At 73.5% G+C, this 17,871-nt stretch carries 15 protein-coding genes; 9 read left to right on the forward strand and 6 right to left on the reverse strand.

The genetic code is table 11. The features are described from left to right. Positions 1-14 precede the first annotated feature (14 nt). On the reverse strand, positions 15-680 hold the full coding sequence (locus tag BKA22_RS00800; RefSeq protein ID WP_146952085.1) for an HAD family hydrolase: 666 nt from the start codon (positions 678-680) through the stop codon (positions 15-17). Positions 681-899: 219 nt separating this feature from the next. Between BKA22_RS00800 and BKA22_RS00805 the strand changes: the two genes are divergently transcribed. Together BKA22_RS00805 and BKA22_RS00810 are read left to right on the forward strand one after the other, a co-directional pair. Continuing rightward, entirely contained in the window at positions 900-2,591 is a 1,692-nt protein-coding gene (locus BKA22_RS00805; RefSeq protein WP_146952084.1) for a SulP family inorganic anion transporter, read from the forward strand. Between the two features lie 124 nt (positions 2,592-2,715). Then, a complete protein-coding gene (locus BKA22_RS00810; RefSeq protein WP_146952083.1) occupies positions 2,716-3,558 on the forward strand; it encodes a class II glutamine amidotransferase in 843 nt (280 codons plus the stop codon). Between the two features lies 1 nt (position 3,559). Here the strand turns inward: BKA22_RS00810 and BKA22_RS00815 are convergent, their stop codons facing one another. Beyond that, entirely contained in the window at positions 3,560-4,264 is a 705-nt protein-coding gene (locus BKA22_RS00815) for an alpha/beta fold hydrolase (RefSeq protein WP_146952082.1), read from the reverse strand. Between the two features lie 140 nt (positions 4,265-4,404). Between BKA22_RS00815 and BKA22_RS00820 the strand changes: the two genes are divergently transcribed. Beyond that, positions 4,405-5,859, forward strand: a complete 1,455-nt coding sequence (locus tag BKA22_RS00820; protein WP_146952081.1) for a CotH kinase family protein — start codon at positions 4,405-4,407, stop codon at positions 5,857-5,859. Here BKA22_RS00820 and BKA22_RS00825 read toward each other — a convergent pair. Then, positions 5,847-6,380 carry a MarR family winged helix-turn-helix transcriptional regulator gene (locus BKA22_RS00825; protein WP_146952080.1) on the reverse strand — a complete coding sequence of 178 codons (534 nt, stop codon included), beginning with the start codon at positions 6,378-6,380 and terminating at the stop codon, positions 5,847-5,849. The genes BKA22_RS00820 and BKA22_RS00825 overlap by 13 nt on opposite strands. A gap of 111 nt (positions 6,381-6,491) precedes the next feature. Between BKA22_RS00825 and BKA22_RS00830 the strand changes: the two genes are divergently transcribed. After that, a complete protein-coding gene (locus BKA22_RS00830; RefSeq protein WP_146952079.1) occupies positions 6,492-7,394 on the forward strand; it encodes an NADP-dependent oxidoreductase in 903 nt (300 codons plus the stop codon). A 59-nt stretch (positions 7,395-7,453) separates the two neighbouring features. Here the strand turns inward: BKA22_RS00830 and BKA22_RS00835 are convergent, their stop codons facing one another. Then, on the reverse strand, positions 7,454-9,070 hold the full coding sequence (locus BKA22_RS00835; protein ID WP_146952078.1) for a methyl-accepting chemotaxis protein: 1,617 nt from the start codon (positions 9,068-9,070) through the stop codon (positions 7,454-7,456). A gap of 177 nt (positions 9,071-9,247) precedes the next feature. On the opposite strand from BKA22_RS00835, the gene BKA22_RS00840 reads away from it, so the two are divergent. Genes BKA22_RS00840 through poxB form a run of 3 tightly spaced genes read left to right on the forward strand, consistent with a single transcriptional unit; the run spans position 9,248 to position 13,467 of the window. Continuing rightward, a complete protein-coding gene (locus tag BKA22_RS00840; protein ID WP_146952077.1) occupies positions 9,248-11,059 on the forward strand; it encodes an NAD-binding protein in 1,812 nt (603 codons plus the stop codon). A 38-nt stretch (positions 11,060-11,097) separates the two neighbouring features. Continuing rightward, complete coding sequence (locus BKA22_RS00845) at positions 11,098-11,700, forward strand: TetR/AcrR family transcriptional regulator (protein WP_223203465.1); 603 nt, start codon at positions 11,098-11,100, stop codon at positions 11,698-11,700. Between the two features lie 45 nt (positions 11,701-11,745). After that, positions 11,746-13,467 (forward strand): ubiquinone-dependent pyruvate dehydrogenase, encoded by a 1,722-nt coding sequence (gene poxB, locus BKA22_RS00850; RefSeq protein WP_146952076.1) that lies wholly within the window; start codon positions 11,746-11,748, stop codon positions 13,465-13,467. Between the two features lie 42 nt (positions 13,468-13,509). Here poxB and BKA22_RS00855 read toward each other — a convergent pair whose 3' ends face one another. Together BKA22_RS00855 and BKA22_RS00860 are read right to left on the reverse strand one after the other, a co-directional pair. After that, positions 13,510-14,274 (reverse strand): VOC family protein, encoded by a 765-nt coding sequence (locus BKA22_RS00855; protein WP_146952075.1) that lies wholly within the window; start codon positions 14,272-14,274, stop codon positions 13,510-13,512. A gap of 24 nt (positions 14,275-14,298) precedes the next feature. After that, entirely contained in the window at positions 14,299-15,792 is a 1,494-nt protein-coding gene (locus BKA22_RS00860) for a hypothetical protein (RefSeq protein WP_146952074.1), read from the reverse strand. Between the two features lie 282 nt (positions 15,793-16,074). Between BKA22_RS00860 and BKA22_RS00865 the strand changes: the two genes are divergently transcribed. Together BKA22_RS00865 and BKA22_RS00870 are read left to right on the forward strand one after the other, a co-directional pair. Next, positions 16,075-17,106, forward strand: a complete 1,032-nt coding sequence (locus BKA22_RS00865) for a glycoside hydrolase family 43 protein (RefSeq protein WP_146952073.1) — start codon at positions 16,075-16,077, stop codon at positions 17,104-17,106. Positions 17,107-17,212: 106 nt separating this feature from the next. Beyond that, positions 17,213-17,869: a 4a-hydroxytetrahydrobiopterin dehydratase gene (locus BKA22_RS00870; RefSeq protein WP_146952072.1), complete on the forward strand. Its 657-nt coding sequence runs from the start codon at positions 17,213-17,215 to the stop codon at positions 17,867-17,869. Positions 17,870-17,871: the final 2 nt, after the last annotated feature.

Genomic DNA, 17,871 nt, shown 5'->3' on the forward strand with positions numbered 1-17,871 from the left:
CCGTCGACCGGCCGCTACTTCGCTAGCCGCTTGACCGTCGCGAGGAAGTCCTCGAGCTGTGTCGCCCAGTCGTCGACCGTGAGCACCGGCCCGAACTTCGAGAGCTTCTTCGCGCTCGTCCCGCCCGTGGTCACCGCCACGAACGCGAACCCGCCGGCGTTCGCCGCCACGCCGTCACCGCCGGTGTCGCCGACCAGCACGCCGTTCGGCACCGCGCGCTGCGCCGCACGGGCCAGCGCCGCACGGTCGGGGTAGATCGAGCCGTAGAACGAGTGACCCCAGTCGAACGCGTCCAGGTCGAAGCCCGCACTGGCCAGCTTCACGCGCACGCGCGGCTTGGAGTTGCCGGTGATCAGCGCGTTCCTCCAGCCGTGCTCGTGCACCGCCCGCACCGCGTCCATCACACCGGGCACCGCGACGCACGCGTTCTCCGGCGTCGTGTACCACTGCTCCGACAGCTCGAGGAAGCGCGTCGTCAGGGGGCCGGCCAGCTCGGCGCCGACCTGGTTCTCCCGACGCATCTCGTCGAGGATCTGCCAGTCGACCTTGCCCTGCCGGTCGGGGACCACCACGTCGTCGAGGCCGCTGACGTCCTTCAGCGCCTGCCCGAACACGCTCTCGCCCCCCTGCGGGCTGGTGTCCAGCAGCAACGTCCCGTCCAGGTCCCAGAGCACGATCATCGTCGAACCTCTCCTCGTCCCGGCGACGGGCCGTCGACCCGCGCCTCCCGGTCACCCCCCAGGTTGCCCGTGCGGGGTCAGCAGCACCATCCGACCACCGATCTCACCCCCACGACCCAGGACCATGGCCACGAGACAGGACCGATCGGCGCGTCGCCCGACCGTCAGCGGCGAGCCGTCGCCGGGCGGAGGGACACCGGTCCGCCCTACGCTGACCGGATGGACCGAGGGCGGTTCGACCGGCTGCTGCCCGGCATCGCCACGGCCCGACGGTACGAGCGCGCGTGGCTGCGGGCCGACCTCACCGCAGGGCTGACGCTCGTCGCCCTCGCGATCCCCGCCGGCATGGCCTACGCGCAGGCGGCCGGCCTGCCCCCGGTCACCGGTCTGTACGCCACGATCGTCCCGCTGACCGTCTACGCGCTCGTCGGGCCGTCCCGCGTGCTGGTGCTCGGACCCGACTCCTCGCTCGCGCCCATGATCGCCGCCGCGGTGCTGCCCCTCGCGCTCGGCGACCCGGACCGGGCGGTCGCGCTGGCCGGGACGCTCGCGCTGCTCATGGGCGCGATGCTCGTGATCGGCCGGCTGCTGCACCTCGGGTTCGTCACCGCCCTGCTGTCCAAGCCGATCCGGGTCGGCTACCTCAACGGGATCGCGCTCGTCGTGATCACCTCGCAGCTGCCCCGGCTGCTGGGCGTGAGCGTGCCGGGCGGCTCGATCTGGGAGGAGCTCGGTCAGACCGTCCAGGCGGTGGCGGCAGGCGAGCTCGACGTGGCCGCCACCGTGCTCGGCGTCGGCTCGCTCGCCGTGATCGTGCTCGCCCGCATGCTGCGCTCACCCGTCCCGGGCATCGCGATCGCGGTGGTCGCCGCCACCGTCGCCACGGCGGCGCTGGGGCTCGCCGACCAGGTGCCCGTGGTCGGCGCCCTGCCGCAGGGGTTGCCGGCACCCGCGCTCGCCGGCGTGCGGTCCGACGACGTGCTGGCCCTGGTCGCCCCCGCCGCGGGGATCGCGCTCATCGCCTTCGCCGACACCGGTGTGCTCTCCCGGACGCTGGCCGGCGTGCGCGGCGAGAGCGTCGACGGCGACCGGGAGATGGGCGCGCTCGGCCTGGCCAACGCCGCGACGGGACTGCTCGGCGGCTTCCCCGTCTCGAGCAGCGCGTCCCGCACCCCGGTCGCCGTGCAGGCCGGGGCCCGCACGCAGCTCGTGGGCGTCGTCGCGGCGGCGGCCCTGGTCGCGTTCATGGTGCTCGTCCCGGGGCTGACCGCGACGCTGCCGACCAGCGCGCTCGCCGCTGTCGTCATCGCCGCCGCCTCGACATTCGTGGACGTGCGCACCTTCGTGCGGCTGGTGGGCATGAGCCGCACCGAGGCTGCACTGCTCCTGGCGGCCTTCCTCGGCGTGGCGTTCGTCGGCGTGCTGCCCGGCATCCTCGTGGCGATCGCGCTGTCGCTGGCCGACTTCGTGCGGCACGCGTGGGACCCGTACCGCGCCGAGCTCGGCAGCCTCGAGGGCGTCCCCGGCTACCACGACCTGAGCCGGCACCCCGAGGGGCAGCGGGTGCCCGGTCTGGTCATCGTGCGGTTCGACGCACCGCTGTTCTTCGCCAACGGCGACCTGTTCGACACCTGGGTGCGCGATGTCGTCGAGGGCGCGCCCGCGCCCGTGCACCAGGTGGTCGTGGCCGCCGAACCGCTCACCGGCGTCGACTCCACCGCCATCGACGAGCTCGTCGAGCTCGACGACCACCTGGCCCGGCTGGGCGTCGACCTGGTGTTCGCCGAGATGAAGGGCCCGGTCAAGGACCGCCTCGTCCGGTACGGGGTCGGCGCACGCTTCGGGCCGGACCACTTCTTCCCGACCGTGCACAGCGCCGTCCGCGAGTACCGGCGCACCTGGCACGTGTGAGCCGCCGCCCGGGACCGAGCACGCGGTGTGCCGCACCGGGCGACAAGCCGCGCGACCCCTGCTGTGCTGGAGGGTGCGGACCGGTCAGCGTCCCGCGGACGGACCGCGCGGCAAGGAGGCCGACATGTGTCGATGGCTCGCGTACACCGGATCACCCGTCCTCGTGGAGGACCTGCTGTACAAGCCGGCGAACTCCCTCGTCATGCAGTCGCTGCACAGCCACCTCGGGGCCGAGCCCACCAACGGGGACGGTTTCGGCGTCGGCTGGTACGACGACCACTCCCCCGTGCCCGGGCTGTTCCGCAGCACCGAACCGGCGTGGAACGACCAGAACCTGCGCGAGCTGTCCGCGCACGCCCGGGCGCGGGTCGTCCTCGCGCACATCCGGGCGTCCAGCGGCTCGGCCGTGCAGCAGACCAACTGCCACCCGTTCCGGCACGGACCGTGGCTGTGGATGCACAACGGGGTGCTGTCCGACTTCCACGCCTACAAGCGCGACCTGGTGCTGGCCGTCGACCCGGAGCTGTTCCCGCTCATCGCGGGGTCGACGGACTCCGAGGTGCTCTTCTACCTGGCCCTGACGTTCGGGCTCGAGCAGGACCCGCCCGCCGCGGTGGCCCGTGCGGTCGGGTTCGTGGAGGCGGCCGCCGCCCGCAAGCACGTGCCGTTCCCCGTGCAGATGACGGTGTGCACGACCGACGGGCAGCGGCTGTGGGCGTTCCGCTACTCCAGCGAGGGCCGCTCGCGCTCGCTGTTCCACAGCACCGACGTGGCCGTGCTGCGCGAGCAGTACCCCGACAACCCGACGCTGCACGAGCTGTCGGACAGCGCGCGGCTCGTGGTCTCCGAACCGCTCGGCGACCTGCGCGGCGCGTGGCGCGAGGTGCCCGAGAGCACGTGCGTGCGCATCGAGCAGGGCCGCGAGGAGCTGACCCCGTTCGCGCCCGTCGCCGCCGCGACCGCCTGACTCAGGCGAGCGCCGCGACGATCGCCGCCCCCAGGTCCGCCGGTCGGGTCAGCTGCGGCCAGTGCCCGGTGGGCAGGTCGACGAGCGTCGCGTCGTGGACGCGGGCGAGCTCGGCCACGTAGGGGTGTCCCTGCGCGATCAGGTCCCGCAGCGTCGAGGTCGGGAACTCGCAGGCGATGACCGTGACGGGCACGTCGAACCGCCGGGGGTCGTGCAGCACCTGCTTGTCGCTGGCCACGCGTGCCGGCTGCGGGATCGCGATCGCCCGGAAGTGCGCGCGCAGGGCGTCGTCCAGGTCCGTGAGGTCTGCCTCGTCGAAGACCGACCAGTCCGGCAGCGGGATCTCGTCGCCCACGACGGGCAGCTCGTCGTTGATCACGCCGCCGTCGCCCAACGGGCCGGAGTCGACGTAGACCACGTGCGCAACCCGGTCGGGCCGTGCGTCGACGGCCCCGTGCGCGATCGCGCCGCCACCGCTGTGCCCGACCAGCACCACCGGTCCGTCCTCGGCGCCGATCGCGTCGATCTCCGCGACGACCGCGGCGATGTGGTCGGCCAGACCGATGCCCGCCCGGTCCTCGTCGACCGAGCCCAGGCCGGGCAGGGTGAGCGCGCGCACCCGGTGGCCGGCGGCCTCGAGCGCGGGGACGACGCCGGCCCAGGAGGCCGCGTCCAACCAGAATCCGGGGATCAGGAGCAGGTTCATGCCACGAAGGTAACGACGCGGACCCACACCGGCCCGGCCAGAGCGGTCACCGTGAAGTCATGCCGGCACCTGGGCCTGCGCACAGGCCTCCCACAGGTCCACCTGGGCGCGCACCCAGGCGCTGCTGGTGGTGTCCTCGCATGCCACGCACCCGCACGTCCCGGCCCGCCAGCACAGCCCTGACCACCGCGACGACCATGGCCCTGACCTCGGCACTCCTGCTGGGCGGGTGCACCACCGACGACGGCGAGCGCAGCGCCACCGCGACCGACGGCCTCTGGGACGCCACCGCCGTGCACTCGATCGAGGTCGAGGTCGACGACGACGCGGTCGCGGCGACGATCGGGACCTACCTCGACTCCGGCGAGAAGGAGTGGATCAGCGGTGACGTGACGATCGACGGCGAGACGTTCTCCGACGTCGGCCTCAAGCTCAAGGGCAACTCCTCGCTCAAGCAGATCTCGACCGACACCCCGGCGCAGGACCTGCCATGGCGGATCCGGCTGGACAAGTTCGTCGACGGGCAGGAGCTCGACGGCTGGACCGACCTCGTGGTGCGCTCCAGCACGAGCCGGACCGCGCTCAACGAGTTCGTCGCCCTGGACCTGCTCGAGGACGCGGATCTGGCCTCCGAGCAGGCGATCGCGACCCGGTTCTCGGTCAACGGCGGGGACGAGACGCTGCGACTGACGCTGCAGAACCTCGACGACACCTGGGTCGAGGAGAACTTCGCCGGCACCGAGGGGACGCTCTACAAGGCCGACGCCGAGGGCGACTGGTCGTGGCGCGGTGAGGACGGCGACTACAGCACGGCGTTCGAGGTCGAGGCGGGCGAGGAGGACTACGCGCCCCTGATCGCCCTGCTCGACCTGGTGAACAACGGCACCGACGAGGAGGTCGCGCAGCGGCTTCCCGAGCTGCTCGACGTCGAGTCCTTCGCCCGCTACCTGGCCTTCGAGGAGCTGGTCGACAACTTCGACGACATCGACGGCCCCGGCAACAACTCCTACCTCTACGTCGACAGCGAAACCGGCGTGGCGACCGGCGTGGCGTGGGACCACAACCTGGCCTTCGGTGCTTCCCCTGCCGCAGGTGGCGCCCAGGGTGCCGGAGGTGCAGGGAGCGTTCGAGGCGGCGGCGAGGTGCCGACCGACCTACCCACGGACATGCCCGGCGGCTTCCCGACCGACATGCCCACCGACTTGCCCACCGAGATGCCCAGCGACATGCCCGCCGGCATGCCCACCGACGGACCCGTCGGCCCCGGCGGCGACAGTGCGCCCGACAGGCCGTCGGGCGAGGGCGGCGCTCCCGGCGGGGCGGGCGCGGGCGGTGCTGACACGGGCGGTGCTGACACGGGCGGTGCCGCGGCGGGTGGGGACAACCCGCTCGTGCAGCGCTTCCTGGCGAACGCGGACTTCACGGCCCTGTACGAGCAGGCGCGCACGGACCTGCAGGCCGACCTGTACGACTCGGGCGTGCTCGAGGAGACGGTGACCCGGTGGCAGCAGGTGCTCGAGCAGGGAGCGAGCGACCTGGTGGACTCCGGCACGATCGCGTCGGAGGCCGAGCAGATCAGCGCCTACGCCGACTGACCGGGGCTCGCGGCCTCAGCCGCCGCATCGACGGGTGCCACGTGCCCGGTCGCGCAGTCGGGCCGCAGGTGCCGGAAGATCTGCGCGCCGATCTCCTCCAGCTGGGCGACCTGGGTGGGTGTGAGCTGGTCGAACACGTGCTCGCGTACCGCGGCGACGTGACCGGGGGCACTGGCGACGACCTTGCGCCACCCGTCCTCGGTGAGGATCGCGAGCGTGTAGCGGCCGTCGGCGGGGTCCGGCGTGCGGCGCACCCAGGAGCGCTGCTCGAGCCGCGCGACGATCCGGGACAGGTGCGACAGCGTGACGTTGGCGGTGTCGGCGAGCTCGCTCATACGGCGTGTGCGGTCGGTGCTCATGGACAGCCAGGAGAGCACCTGGTACTCGGCGTGGCTGATCCCGGCGTCACGCTGCAGCTGGGCGTCGAGCGTGGCGGGCAGCCAGATGACGGTGCCGGCCAGCGCGACCCAGGCGCGCTGCTCGCCGGGCGTGAGCCAGCGGGGCTCGTCGGCGTCTGTCATGTGCGTCACGATACGCCGCGATGACTTGACGCGGAAAGTCATTCGACGAAGGATGACTTTCCGTAGCAAGTCATCGTGCCGCCACGGCGAGCACCCAGCGAGGAGGACCCCATGCGCGCAGCGCGCTTCCACCAGTTCGGCGAGCCCCAGGTGCTGACCGTCGAGGACGCCCCCGAGCCGCACGCCGGCCCCGGCGAGATCCGCATCCGCGTCGCCGCGGCCAGCGTCAACCCGATCGACTGGAAGCTGCGAGCCGGCCACCTCGAGGCCGTCTACCCCGTGCCGCTGCCCGCGATCCCCGGCCGCGACGCCTCGGGCACCGTCGACGAGGTCGGCGAGGGCGTCACCGACGTCCAGGTCGGCGACACCGTCTGGGGCCTGGGCGGCCTGGCCGCCACGACCGCCGAGCTGGCCGTGCTGACCGCCTGGGCACCCGTGCCGTCCACCTGGTCGCTCGAGCAGGCCGCAGCCGCCGGGCTGGCGACCGCCACCGCCGCGGGCGCGCTCGACGCGCTCGGCGACCTGCAGGGTCGCACGCTGCTCATCGAAGGTGCCGGCGGCGGCGTCGGCAGCGCAGGCGTCGAGCTCGCCGTGGCCCGCGGCGCGACCGTCATCGGCACCGCCAGCGAGCGCAACCACGAGTTCCTGCGCAGCCTGGGTGCCGTGCCGACCACGTACGGCCCGGGCCTGGCCGACCGGGTGGCCGCGCTGGCCCCGCAGGGCGTCGACGCCGCGTTCGACACCGCTGGCTCCGGCTCGCTCGCCGACCTCGTCGCGATCGTCGGCGACGCCGCGCAGGTCGTGACGGTCGCCGACTACACCGCGGCCTCGCTCGGGGCCCGGCTCGTCAGCGCCGAGAACGACTCCACGCGCCTGCGTGCCGCAGCCGAGCTCGGCAAGAACGGCGCCTACACGCCCCGCGTCGAGCGCACGTTCCCGCTCGCGGAGGTCGCCGACGCGCACGTGTACGTGCAGGGCGGCCACACGCAGGGCAAGGTCGTCGTCACCCTCTGACGCGCGCGCCACCTGGCCCGCAACGCCTGACGCGCGCCACCTGGCCCGCGACGCCCGGCTCAGACCCGGAACCGCGCCACGAGCGTGGACAGGTCACCGGACATGCGGGCCAGGTCGGCGACACCGGCCCGGGACTCATCCACGCTGGTCGTCGTCAGGTGCGCCGCGGCCGCGACGCCCGAGATGTTCTGCGCGATCTGCTCCGAGCCGCCTGCCGCCTCGGCGACCGACCGGCTGATCTCCGCGGTCGTCGCGGTCTGCTCCTCGACGGCCGCGGCGATCGTGTCCTGGAAGCCGCTGATCGAGTCGACGATGGCGGCGATCCCCCCGATCGCGGAGACGGCCTGCTCGGTGTCGGCCTGGATGACCTCCACGCGCCGGGCGATGTCCTCGGTCGCACGCGCCGTCTCCTGCGCGAGCTCCTTGACCTCACCCGCGACGACCGCGAAGCCCTTGCCCGCCTCACCGGCACGCGCAGCCTCGATCGTCGCGTTCAAGGCCAGCAGGTTGGTCTGCTCCGCGATGCTCGTGATGACCTTCACGACGTTGCCGATCTCCCGCGAGGACTCCCCGAGCCGCGCGATCGTCGCGCTGGACCCCTGGGCCGCGGTCACGGCCTGGGTCGCGACCTGCGCCGCCTGGGAGGCGTTCTGCGCGATCTCGCGGATCGAGGCACCCATCTGCTCGACCCCCGAGGCGACCGAGGCGACGTTGCCGGACACCTCGCCAGCGGCGCCCGAGACGACCTCGGCCTGCGCCGACGTCTCCTGGGCACCCGAGGCGATCTGCGTCGTCGTCGCCGACAGCTCCTCCGCGGCGCCGGCCAGCGAGGAGGACGACTCCTCCACGGTGGCGATCAGCGAGCGCAGGTTCACGACGGCGGCGTCCAGCGAGCCGGCCATCGCGCCGACCTCGTCGCCCGTGCGCACGTCCGCGGTGACCGTGAGGTCGCCGTCGGCCAGCGCCGTGGCCACGTCCTGCACGCGGCGCAGCCCGCGCACGATCGAACGCGACACCCACAGGCCCAGGGTCAGCGCCAGGGCCAGACCGCCGACCGTCAGCACGATCGAGATCAGGCGGTTGCGCTGGTACTCGGCATTGGCGGCGGCCGTGGCCTCCTCGGCCTCGGTCGTCTCGACCTCGTCGATCACGCTCAGCGCGTCCATGATCGCCTTGACGTGCGGGACCAGCTCGTCGTTGCGCAGGGTCATCCACTCGGCGTAGCGGTTCTCCCGGCCGAGCGGGAACAGCTGGTCGTAGACGATGGCGGAGTACGCGTCGAGCTCCGCGGTGATCGTGTCGGCGGCCTCCTGCGTGCTCCCGCTCTGGCCGAGGTCGACGTAGGCGGCGAGCGCCTCACGGGCGGCGGTCTCGTCGTCCCGCACGGCCTGCTCGTAGGCGTCCATCGCATCGGGGTCCAGGGCCAACGCCTGCGAGGTGGCGTCCAGCCGCATCTGCAGCATCGACTCCTTGAAGTGCGCGGACAGCACGAGCCCGCCCAGGTTCTCCGTCTTGAGCGAGTCGAAGTCCTGGTCCGCGCCGGCCAGCGCTCGGATGCCGAGCGCCGCGATGATCACGCTGACGAGCGCGGCGACCAGGAGCGCGGCGGAGAACTTGACGGTGACGCTCAGGTCGGAGAACGACCGGCGGGGACGTGCGGCGGGCGATGTCGACATCGGGGGCTCGCTTCGTTGGGCCAGCGGTCTGGCGGCTGCGGCAGCGGGTGGGACTGCCTCCGTATCCCCCGATCGGCCGAACGGCGGGCGGGGCGAGGCGCAGATCCGGGTGAAACCGCGGATCGGGCGGCCTGCGCGCCCCGCGCGACGGCTCCGCAGGTGCGGGATCATGCGGCCATGGAGCACCTGCCGGCGGGTCCGGGTGGGCACGTGATCGTGCACGGGCTCGAAGGCCTCGGTCTGCGGGTGATCGAGCACCTCGTGGCGCTCGGCCTGGAGGTCGTCGCCGTCGACGACGGGGCCCGGCCGGGTGCCGTGCAGGCCGCGACCGCCCTGGGTGCCGTCGTCGTCCCGCACCACGACGGCGCCGCGGCGGCGCTCAGCGCGGCCGGGCTGCGCGACTCCCGCGCGGTCGTGTGCCTGTCGGCGACCGACCTGGGCGCCCTGGAGACCGCGCTGCTCGCGCGACGACTGCGCCCCGAGCTGACCGTGGTCGCGCAGATCCGCAACCCTGCGGTCGCCCGGGCCGTGCGCGCTGACGCCGGGGTGCTCGTGCTGGACGTCGCGACGATCGCCTCGCCGGCCATCGTGGAGGCGTGCCTGGGCGAGCAGGGGCACGGGCTGCGCGTGGCCGACGAGGTCGTGCAGGTGCGGACGGTCGAGGCCGCCCGGGACGGGCTGCTGCGCGACCTGTTCGGCGAGGAGCTGGTCCCGCTGTCGGTGCAGCGGCCGGGCGAGCCCGACGACCCTGCCGTCTGCCCCGGCCGGGACCTGCCGGTGCGCACCGGGGACGCGGTCAGCCTCCTCGGCCCGGCGTCCGCGTGGGACGCGGTGCGCACGCGACCCTCGGGCGGCGCGCCGATCCGTCCGACCCCGTCCCGCCCGTCCGATCCGCCGGCCCGCGATCCGCGCACCCGGACCCGACGGCTGCCCGGCGGCCGGGTGCGGCACTGGAGCCAGGCGGTCGTGCGCGCCACCGACGCGCGCCTGCGCCGGGCGTTGGCGGCGCTCGTGATCCTCGGCGTGGCCTCGGTCCTCGTGCTGATGGCCGGGTACCAGGAGCCCGACGGCACCCGGATGACCCCGCTCGACGCCCTGTACTTCACCGCCGAGACGATCGGCACCATCGGCTACGGCGACTTCAGCTTCCGGGAGCAGCCGGACTGGTTGCGCGCCTACGCGGTGCTGCTCATGCTCGCCGGTGCGGTGCTGGCCGCGCTGACGTACGCGCTGCTGACGAACCTGCTCGTCTCGCAGCGGCTGCAGGAGTCGTTCGGCCACGGGCAGGTGACGGGGCTGCGCGGGCACGTCGTCGTCGTGGGGCTGGGATCGGTGGGCGTGCGGGTCGTGGAGTCGGTGGTGGCGGCCGGCACGCCGGTCGTCGTCGTGGAGAGCGAGGAGAGCAACCGGTACCTCGCGCAGGCCCGCGCGCTGGGCGCGAAGGTCGTGCTCGGTGACGCGACGCTGGCGGGCACGCTCGAGCTGGTCAACCTCGACCGGGCGCGCGCGGTGGCCGTGCTGACCTCCGACGACCTGACGAACCTCGAGGTCGCGCTCGCGGTGCGCGACTGGCTGGGCGAGCGCACCGGGGTGACCGTGGCCATGCGCCTGTTCGACCGTCGGCTGGCGGCGACGGTCCGGCAGGCGTTCGGGTTCACGCACGTGCGCTCGACCGACGAGCTGGCGGCCCCCTGGTTCGTCGGCGCCGCCCTGGGCCTGGAGGTGCTGGGCACGTTCCTCGCCGGCGACGTGCCGCTGCTGCACGCCCGGGTGCACGTGACGCCGGGCGGGGGCCTGGACGGGGCGCGCCTGGATGCGCTCACCGGCCGCAGCCGGGTGCTGTCGGTGCGGCACGCGGACGAACGGTCGGCGCACCGGGCCGTACGGCGGTGGACGACGCTCGAGGCCGGCGACGAGGCGTTCGTGGTCGGACCGCACGAGGAGCTGCTCGCGCTGCTGCGTCAGGACGCGCTGCCGCACCGGGAGTGACGAGCGCCACGACGCCGGCCGGCACGCACGGTCATATAGTGAACACCGTGTCCAGTAAAGCGCAGGCCGTCAGGCCCGGTCGCCCGCGGTCCCAGGAGCGGCGCCTCGCCGTCCTGCACGCCGCCGCCGAGCTCGCGCTCGAGGACGCCGCGGCACCGACGATGGACGCCATCGCCACCCGCGCCGGCGTGTCACGGACCACGCTCTACAAGTGGTGGCCCTCCCCCTCCGCGGTGCTGCTCGAAGGTCTGCTGGAGCACTTCCACGAGAGCATCGAGCTCGACGACGCGCTCCCGGTCCGCGAGGCGCTGACCGGCCAGGTCGACGCGCTCGTCCACCTGCTGCGGGACACCGCCGCCGGCACCCTGCTGCGCGGCCTCATGGCCGCCTCGAGCTCGGACCGCACGGTCGGCGAGGCGATGCTCGACACCTGGCTGCGCCCGCGACGGGAGCACGCCGTGCACCACCTGCACCGCGGCATCGCCGACGGCAGCCTGCGGGCCGGCACCGACGTCGAGATCGTCACCGACGCACTCTTCGCGCCCGTCTACCACCGGCTCGTGTGGGGGCACGCGCCCCTCGAGGACGACCTCGCTGAACGCATCTGCGACCTCGTCTGGTCGGGCATCGCCGCACCCTGACCGCCCGCACCACCCCACCCACCCCGCACCAGAGAGAAGACCCCGATGGTCACCGTCGCCAAGAACATGGTCGACACCCTCGCCGCCAGCGGCGTGCAGCGCGTCTACGGCATCCCCGGCGACTCGCTCAACGGCTTCACCGACGCGCTGCGCGGCTCGGGCATCGACTGGGTGCACGTCCGGCACGAGGAGGCCGCCGCGTTCGCGGCCGGAGCCGAGGCCGCGCTCACCGGCGAGATCGCCGTGTGCGTCGGCAGCTGCGGGCCCGGCAACCTGCACCTGATCAACGGCCTGTACGACGCGCAGCGCTCCCGTGTGCCCGTGCTGGCCATCGCGGCGCACATCCCCACCTCGGAGATCGGCAGCAGCTACTTCCAGGAGACGCACCCGCAGGACCTGTTCCGCGAGTGCTCGGTGTACGTCGAGTACGCTGCGTCCGCCGACCAGATGCCCCGCATCCTGCGCACCGCCATGCAGGCCGCTGTCGAGCGCAAGGGCGTCGCGGTCGTCGTCATCCCCGGTGACGTCGCCCTCGCCGAGGCCGTGCACACCACCGTCACCGCGGTACGCGCCGGCACCCCGCACGTGGTGCCCTCGGACGACGAGCTGGCACGCGCCGCACAGCTGCTCGGCGCGGCGAAGAAGGTGACGATCCTGGCCGGGGCCGGTGCCGCCGACGCGCACGACGAAGTCGTCGCCCTGGCCGACCGGCTCGGCGCCCCCGTGGTGCACACGCTGCGCAGCAAGCAGTTCATCGAGCACGACAACCCGTTCGACGTCGGCATGACCGGCCTGCTGGGGTTCGCCTCCGGCTACCGGGCGCTGGAGGCGTGCGACACGCTGCTCATGCTCGGCACCGACTTCCCGTACCGCCCGTTCCTGCCCGAGGGCGCCACCGTGATCCAGGTCGACCTGCGCGGCGAGCACCTGGGCCGCAGGGTCCCGCTCGAGCTCGGGCTGGTCGGCGACGTGAAGGACACCGTCCAGGCCCTGCTCCCCCGGCTCGCACCCCGCACCGACCGTTCGCACCTGGACGACTCGCTGGCCCACTACGCCAAGACGCGCACCAAGCTCGACGACCTGGCAACCCCGCGCAAGGGGTCCCAGCCGCTGCACCCGCAGTACGTCGCCAAGCTCGTCGACGAGGTCGCCTCGGACGACGCGGTGTTCATCCCCGACGTCGGCTCGCCGGTCATCTGGGCCGCCCGCTACCTGCGGATGAACGGACGCCGCAAGCTCATCGGCTCGTTCATCCACGGGTCGATGGCCAACGCACTGCCGCAGGCCGTCGGAGTCGCCTCGGCGTACCCGGGGCGCCAGGTCGTGGCGCTCTCCGGTGACGGCGGCATCGAGATGCTGCTCGGCGAGCTGCTGACGCTCACCCAGAACAAGCTGCCGGTCAAGGTCGTCGTGTTCAACAACTCCTCGTTGAACTTCGTCGAGCTGGAGATGAAGGCCGCCGGGTTCGTCACGACCGCGACCGACCTGCACAACCCGAACCTGGCGGCGATCGCCGAGGCGGCGGGGCTGAAGGCGTTCCGCGTCGAGCGGTCCGAGGACCTCCCCGGTGCACTGGCCGAGGCGTTCGCGTACGACGGCCCGGCGCTGCTGGACGTGGTGACCGAGCGGCAGGAGCTGACGATCCCGCCGTCGATCAAGCTCGACCAAGCCAAGGGCTTCGCGCTCTACGCCCTGCGCACGCTGCTGTCGGGTCGGGGCGACGAGCTGCTCGACCTCACGCGGGCGAACCTGCGGCAGGTGCTCTGAGCGACCCCGTCCTGACGGTCGGCCGGGTGACCGGTCGGTCCGTCAGGACGCGGGGGCGGGCGTGACCGTGCCGGTGGTGGGGTCGCGCGGTGTCAGGCAGTACGACGCACCCGCCGGGTCGCGCATCACGGTCCACCACTGCCCCGCACCGACCACGCGTGCACCCAGCGCGGTGTGCTCGGCCGCGACCTCGGCCTGCCCACCGCCGCAGGCCAGGTCGAGGTGGGCCGTCACCGAGCGGCGCGGCCCCGGGTCGTCGAGCCGCTGCAGCAGGAATCGCAGCGGGATGCCGGCGGGGCGCTCGAGCGCGGCGAACTCCGGTCGCGACCCGGCGTGCAGCGCCCACCCGGTCAGCGCCGACCAGAACGCACCCTCGACCTCGAACGCGTCCGGCGGCACGTCGAGGCACACCTGGTCGACGATCGCCACGGCCCCGAGCGCACCGGTCACAGGCGCCGGTCGGGTCCGCTCGCCCCGGTCGCGCACCAGGCAGAAGACGAAGCCCCCTGGCGAGACCAGCACGACGTGCCCGGCCCGCAGCACGAGCGTCGCACCGAGCCGCTCGGCGAGCGCGGTGTGCGCGTCGAGGTCCTCCACGTGCAGGTCGAGGTGCACGCGCGGGACGTCACCGAGTCGCTGCACGCGCAGGTAGGCGTCGCCCTCGGCAGGCACGAGGGTCGCGAACTGCCCCTCGTCCCCCCGCGTGGCCGACGGCGTCGTCGCGGTGACGGCGCACCAGAACGCGACGCCGGCGGCGTGCCGCGCAGGCGGGAGGTCGAGGAACGCGGTGGTCCAGACGACGGCCATGGCGCGCAGCGTACGGGCACACGGTCAGCGCCAGTGGTCGACCGGCGGCTCTGCCTCGCCACCTGCGTGCCTGCGGGCCGCCCACCGGGTGACGAGGGCGCCGACGGCGAAGACCACGAACGCCAGGAGCGCGAGGAGCGCCGCCGGGGTGACGGTCCCGACGACGAGTGCCACGCCCAGCCCGGTGGCTGCGGCGAACGCGGCCGCCTCCCCCCCGCGCAGGAGCCCGGCCGAGGCGATCGCCAGGGTCGCCGCCGCGAAGGCGAGCCCGCCGACCACCAGGTACGGGACGAGCGACCCCACCAGGATCAGGTCGACCTCGATCGTCTGCCCCTGGGTGACCGACCACATCCTGTTCAGCCCGGCCGCCAGGGACAGCGCGAGCGCGGCCACGAGAGCGCTCAGACGACCGGTCCGCTCGCGGCGCGACCACGGCACGACCGTGGCGCCCGTGCTGCTCAGGGCGGCCGCCCCCAGCACCGCCAGCAGGCCCACGAAGACACCGGGCGGCACGGGATACTCCCTCGGGATCGACACCTGCGGGAGCGGGACTGCCGGTGTGCCGCCGTAGTAGGTGAACCCGATCCGCTCCCATGCCCCGGTCTCGTCCCGCACCGCCAGGCCGTCCTCGTCACCGGCCGCGTAGACCCGGTACCCCGTCGCGGTTGGCTGGACGGCGACCGCGACGGTCTGCAGGTGCGGGTCGTCCTGGTCGTACCGCTCCGCGAGCGCGGCGAGCTCCTCGCCGGTGACGGACCACTCGAGGTTCCAGGTGCGACCACCGTCGTCGCTGCGCAGGACCCCGAGCCCCGCCTCGACCGCGCGGAAGCAGACGCGGGGCAGGTCGGGTACGCACGCGGTCGTGGCCGGAGCCGCATCCCCGCTGGCGGCTTCCCCGAGCAACGCAGGCGCCTCCCCGAACGGGACCTCCTGCCAGTGCGACCCGTCGACAGACGTGGACCACCCGCCGTCCAGGACTGCGACATCGCCCCCGACGACCACCACGTCACGCGTGCTCGGCGGCCCCGCCTGACTGGTCCCGACGGTTGCCAGCACAGCGACGGGCAGGACGACGAGCCACCGCACGTCCTTCGTCAGCCCGCCCCGGCGTCCGACGCCGACCCTCGTGGATCGTGCTACCGCCCAGGCCACGAGCAGCGCCGGCAGAGCCAGCAGATCGGTCGGGTCGCACCGGACGAAGCTCGGGCCCGCCAGTGCGGTCAGGACGGCGGACGCCGCCTCGGCACCTGCCTCCGTCGACTTGACGAGCACGAAGCCGAGTCCGGTGAGAGCCAGCGCGGCCGTGTCTCGATGCTGCGGTCGCCGCGATGGGAACGAGGGGCGCCCGTCAGGTCGCCTCGGGAGCGTTGTCGTCACGCCTGCGGTCAGTACCGCCACCAGCGGTGGCGCCACCACGAGCCAGGCGAGATCCGAGGCCTTCCCCGTCCACCAGGAGCCCCACCGGTCCTTGAGTACTCGGTCGTTGACCAGCAGCAGCACAAGGGCCGCACAGGTCACCGGGTGCACCAGCCAGGCGATCGCCGCATCCCGGGGCGAGCGCCGCCCTCTCGCCGGTCCTTGCGTCACAGCAGCCCCCGCTCGTCGACACCGCGGCATCGACCGCGGGGGGTCAGAACTTGAGCAGACTGCGGTCACTGTCGCCCGTACGCCTCGTGCCACGAGGGTCGCACATCTCTCTACAACGTTGTACAGTGACGCTCCGGTACAACCAGGCGACGCCGCCGTCACCCGGGAGCGACTGCGCCGTCACCCCTCACGTCCACCGCCGGAGGCCTCCTCATGCTGGTCAACCCACTCGTCCTGCAGCGCGCCGACCCCTGGGTGCTGCGCCACGAGGGCCGCTACCTGTTCACCGCCTCGCACCCGCGGTACGACCGCATCGTGCTGCGCGGGGCAGAGCGGCTGGAGGACCTGCAGGACGCCCCGGAGCACACCGTCTGGACGAAGCACGAGTCCGGTCCCCTCTCGCACCTCATCTGGGCGCCCGAGCTGCACCGCGTCGGCGGGCGTTGGTACCTGTACTTCGCCGCCGCGCCGCACGACCACGGCACGGTCGACGCGCCCGGCGCCAACGAGACGTTCGCGCACCGCGTCTTCGTCCTGGAGTGCGCCGACGAGGACCCGCTGACGGGCACCTGGGTCGAGCGCGGTCAGCTCGACACGGGCTGGGCGTCCTTCGCGCTCGACGCGACGAGCTTCGTGCTCGACGACGTGCAGTACCTGGTCTGGGCGCAGCAGGACCTGGCGATCCGCGGGCACTCGAACATCTACATCGCCCGCATGGAGGACCCGACGACGCTCGGCTCCCCCGCCGTGCTGCTCTCGAAGCCGGAGTTCGACTGGGAGATCAAGGGCTTCTGGGTCAACGAGGGCCCGGCCGTCCTGGTCCGCGACGGCGTCGTGCACGTGACGTTCTCGGGCGCGGCGACGGGCATCGACTACGCCATGGGCCTGCTCACCGCGCCGGTCGGCGCCGACCTGCTCGACGCCGCGTCCTGGACCAAGCACCCCGACCCGGTGTTCGTCTCCGACCCCTCGGTCGACGTGTACGGCCCCGGCCACAACTCGTTCACGCAGACCGAGGACGGCGAGACGGTGCTCATCTACCACGCCCGCTCGTACGAGGACACGATCGGCGACCCGCTGTGGGACCCGAACCGGCACGCGCGCGCCCAGGTGCTGCCGTTCGTCGACGGCCACCCCGTGTGGGGGACGCCCGTCGCCGACGGCCGCCCGACGCCCACGACGATCGACGTGCTCACGCCCGACGGCCGCGCGGTCGAGGGCGCCGAGGAGACCGTGAGCGTCTGACCGTCGCGGCGCTCCACCGCACCGCCCTCGAGGGGAGCGGGCCGACCACCTCCCGGTCGGCCCGCTCCCCTCGCCCGTCCCCGACGCCCGGTCTAGCGTGGCCCGCATGCCGGACCGGATCACCCCGAAGCAGTTCCACGAGGCCGACGGCGTCGACGACTGGCGGGTCATCGGCGAGGGCGCCTGCACGGTCTTCCGCACCGGCACCCTCGCGGTCGGCGCCCAGCTCGCGGAGGCGATCAGTGCGCTGCCCGCCCTTGACGCGCACCATCCCGACCTGGACCTGCGGCACGACGGCGTCACCGTGCGACTCATCACGGTCGGCCCCGACGGGCCCGGGCTCAGCACGCGTGACCTCGCGCTCGCCCGGGAGATCTCCGCGGTGGCCCGCACGCTGGAGATCCCTGCCGACCCCAGCGGCGTGCAGACCGTGCAGGTCGCCGTCGACGCGCTCGACATCCCGGCGGTGCTGCCGTTCTGGCGCGCGGTGCTCGGCTACGACGTGCGCGGCGGCACGGACCTGCTCGACCCCCGGGGTCGCGGTGCACCGTTCTGGTTCCAGCAGATGGACGCCCCGCGCCCGCAGCGCAACCGCATCCACATCGACGTGTACGTCCCGCACGACCAGGCGCAGGCGCGCATCGCGGCCGCGCTCGCCGCGGGCGGACGCCTGGTCACCGAGGAGTGGGCCCCCGAGTGGTGGACGCTGTCCGACCCGGAGGGCAACGAGGTCGACATCGCCACGACCCACACGCGCGGCTGAGC

Source organism: Cellulomonas soli, from assembly GCF_013409305.1.
GTDB lineage: Bacteria > Actinomycetota > Actinomycetes > Actinomycetales > Cellulomonadaceae > Cellulomonas > Cellulomonas soli.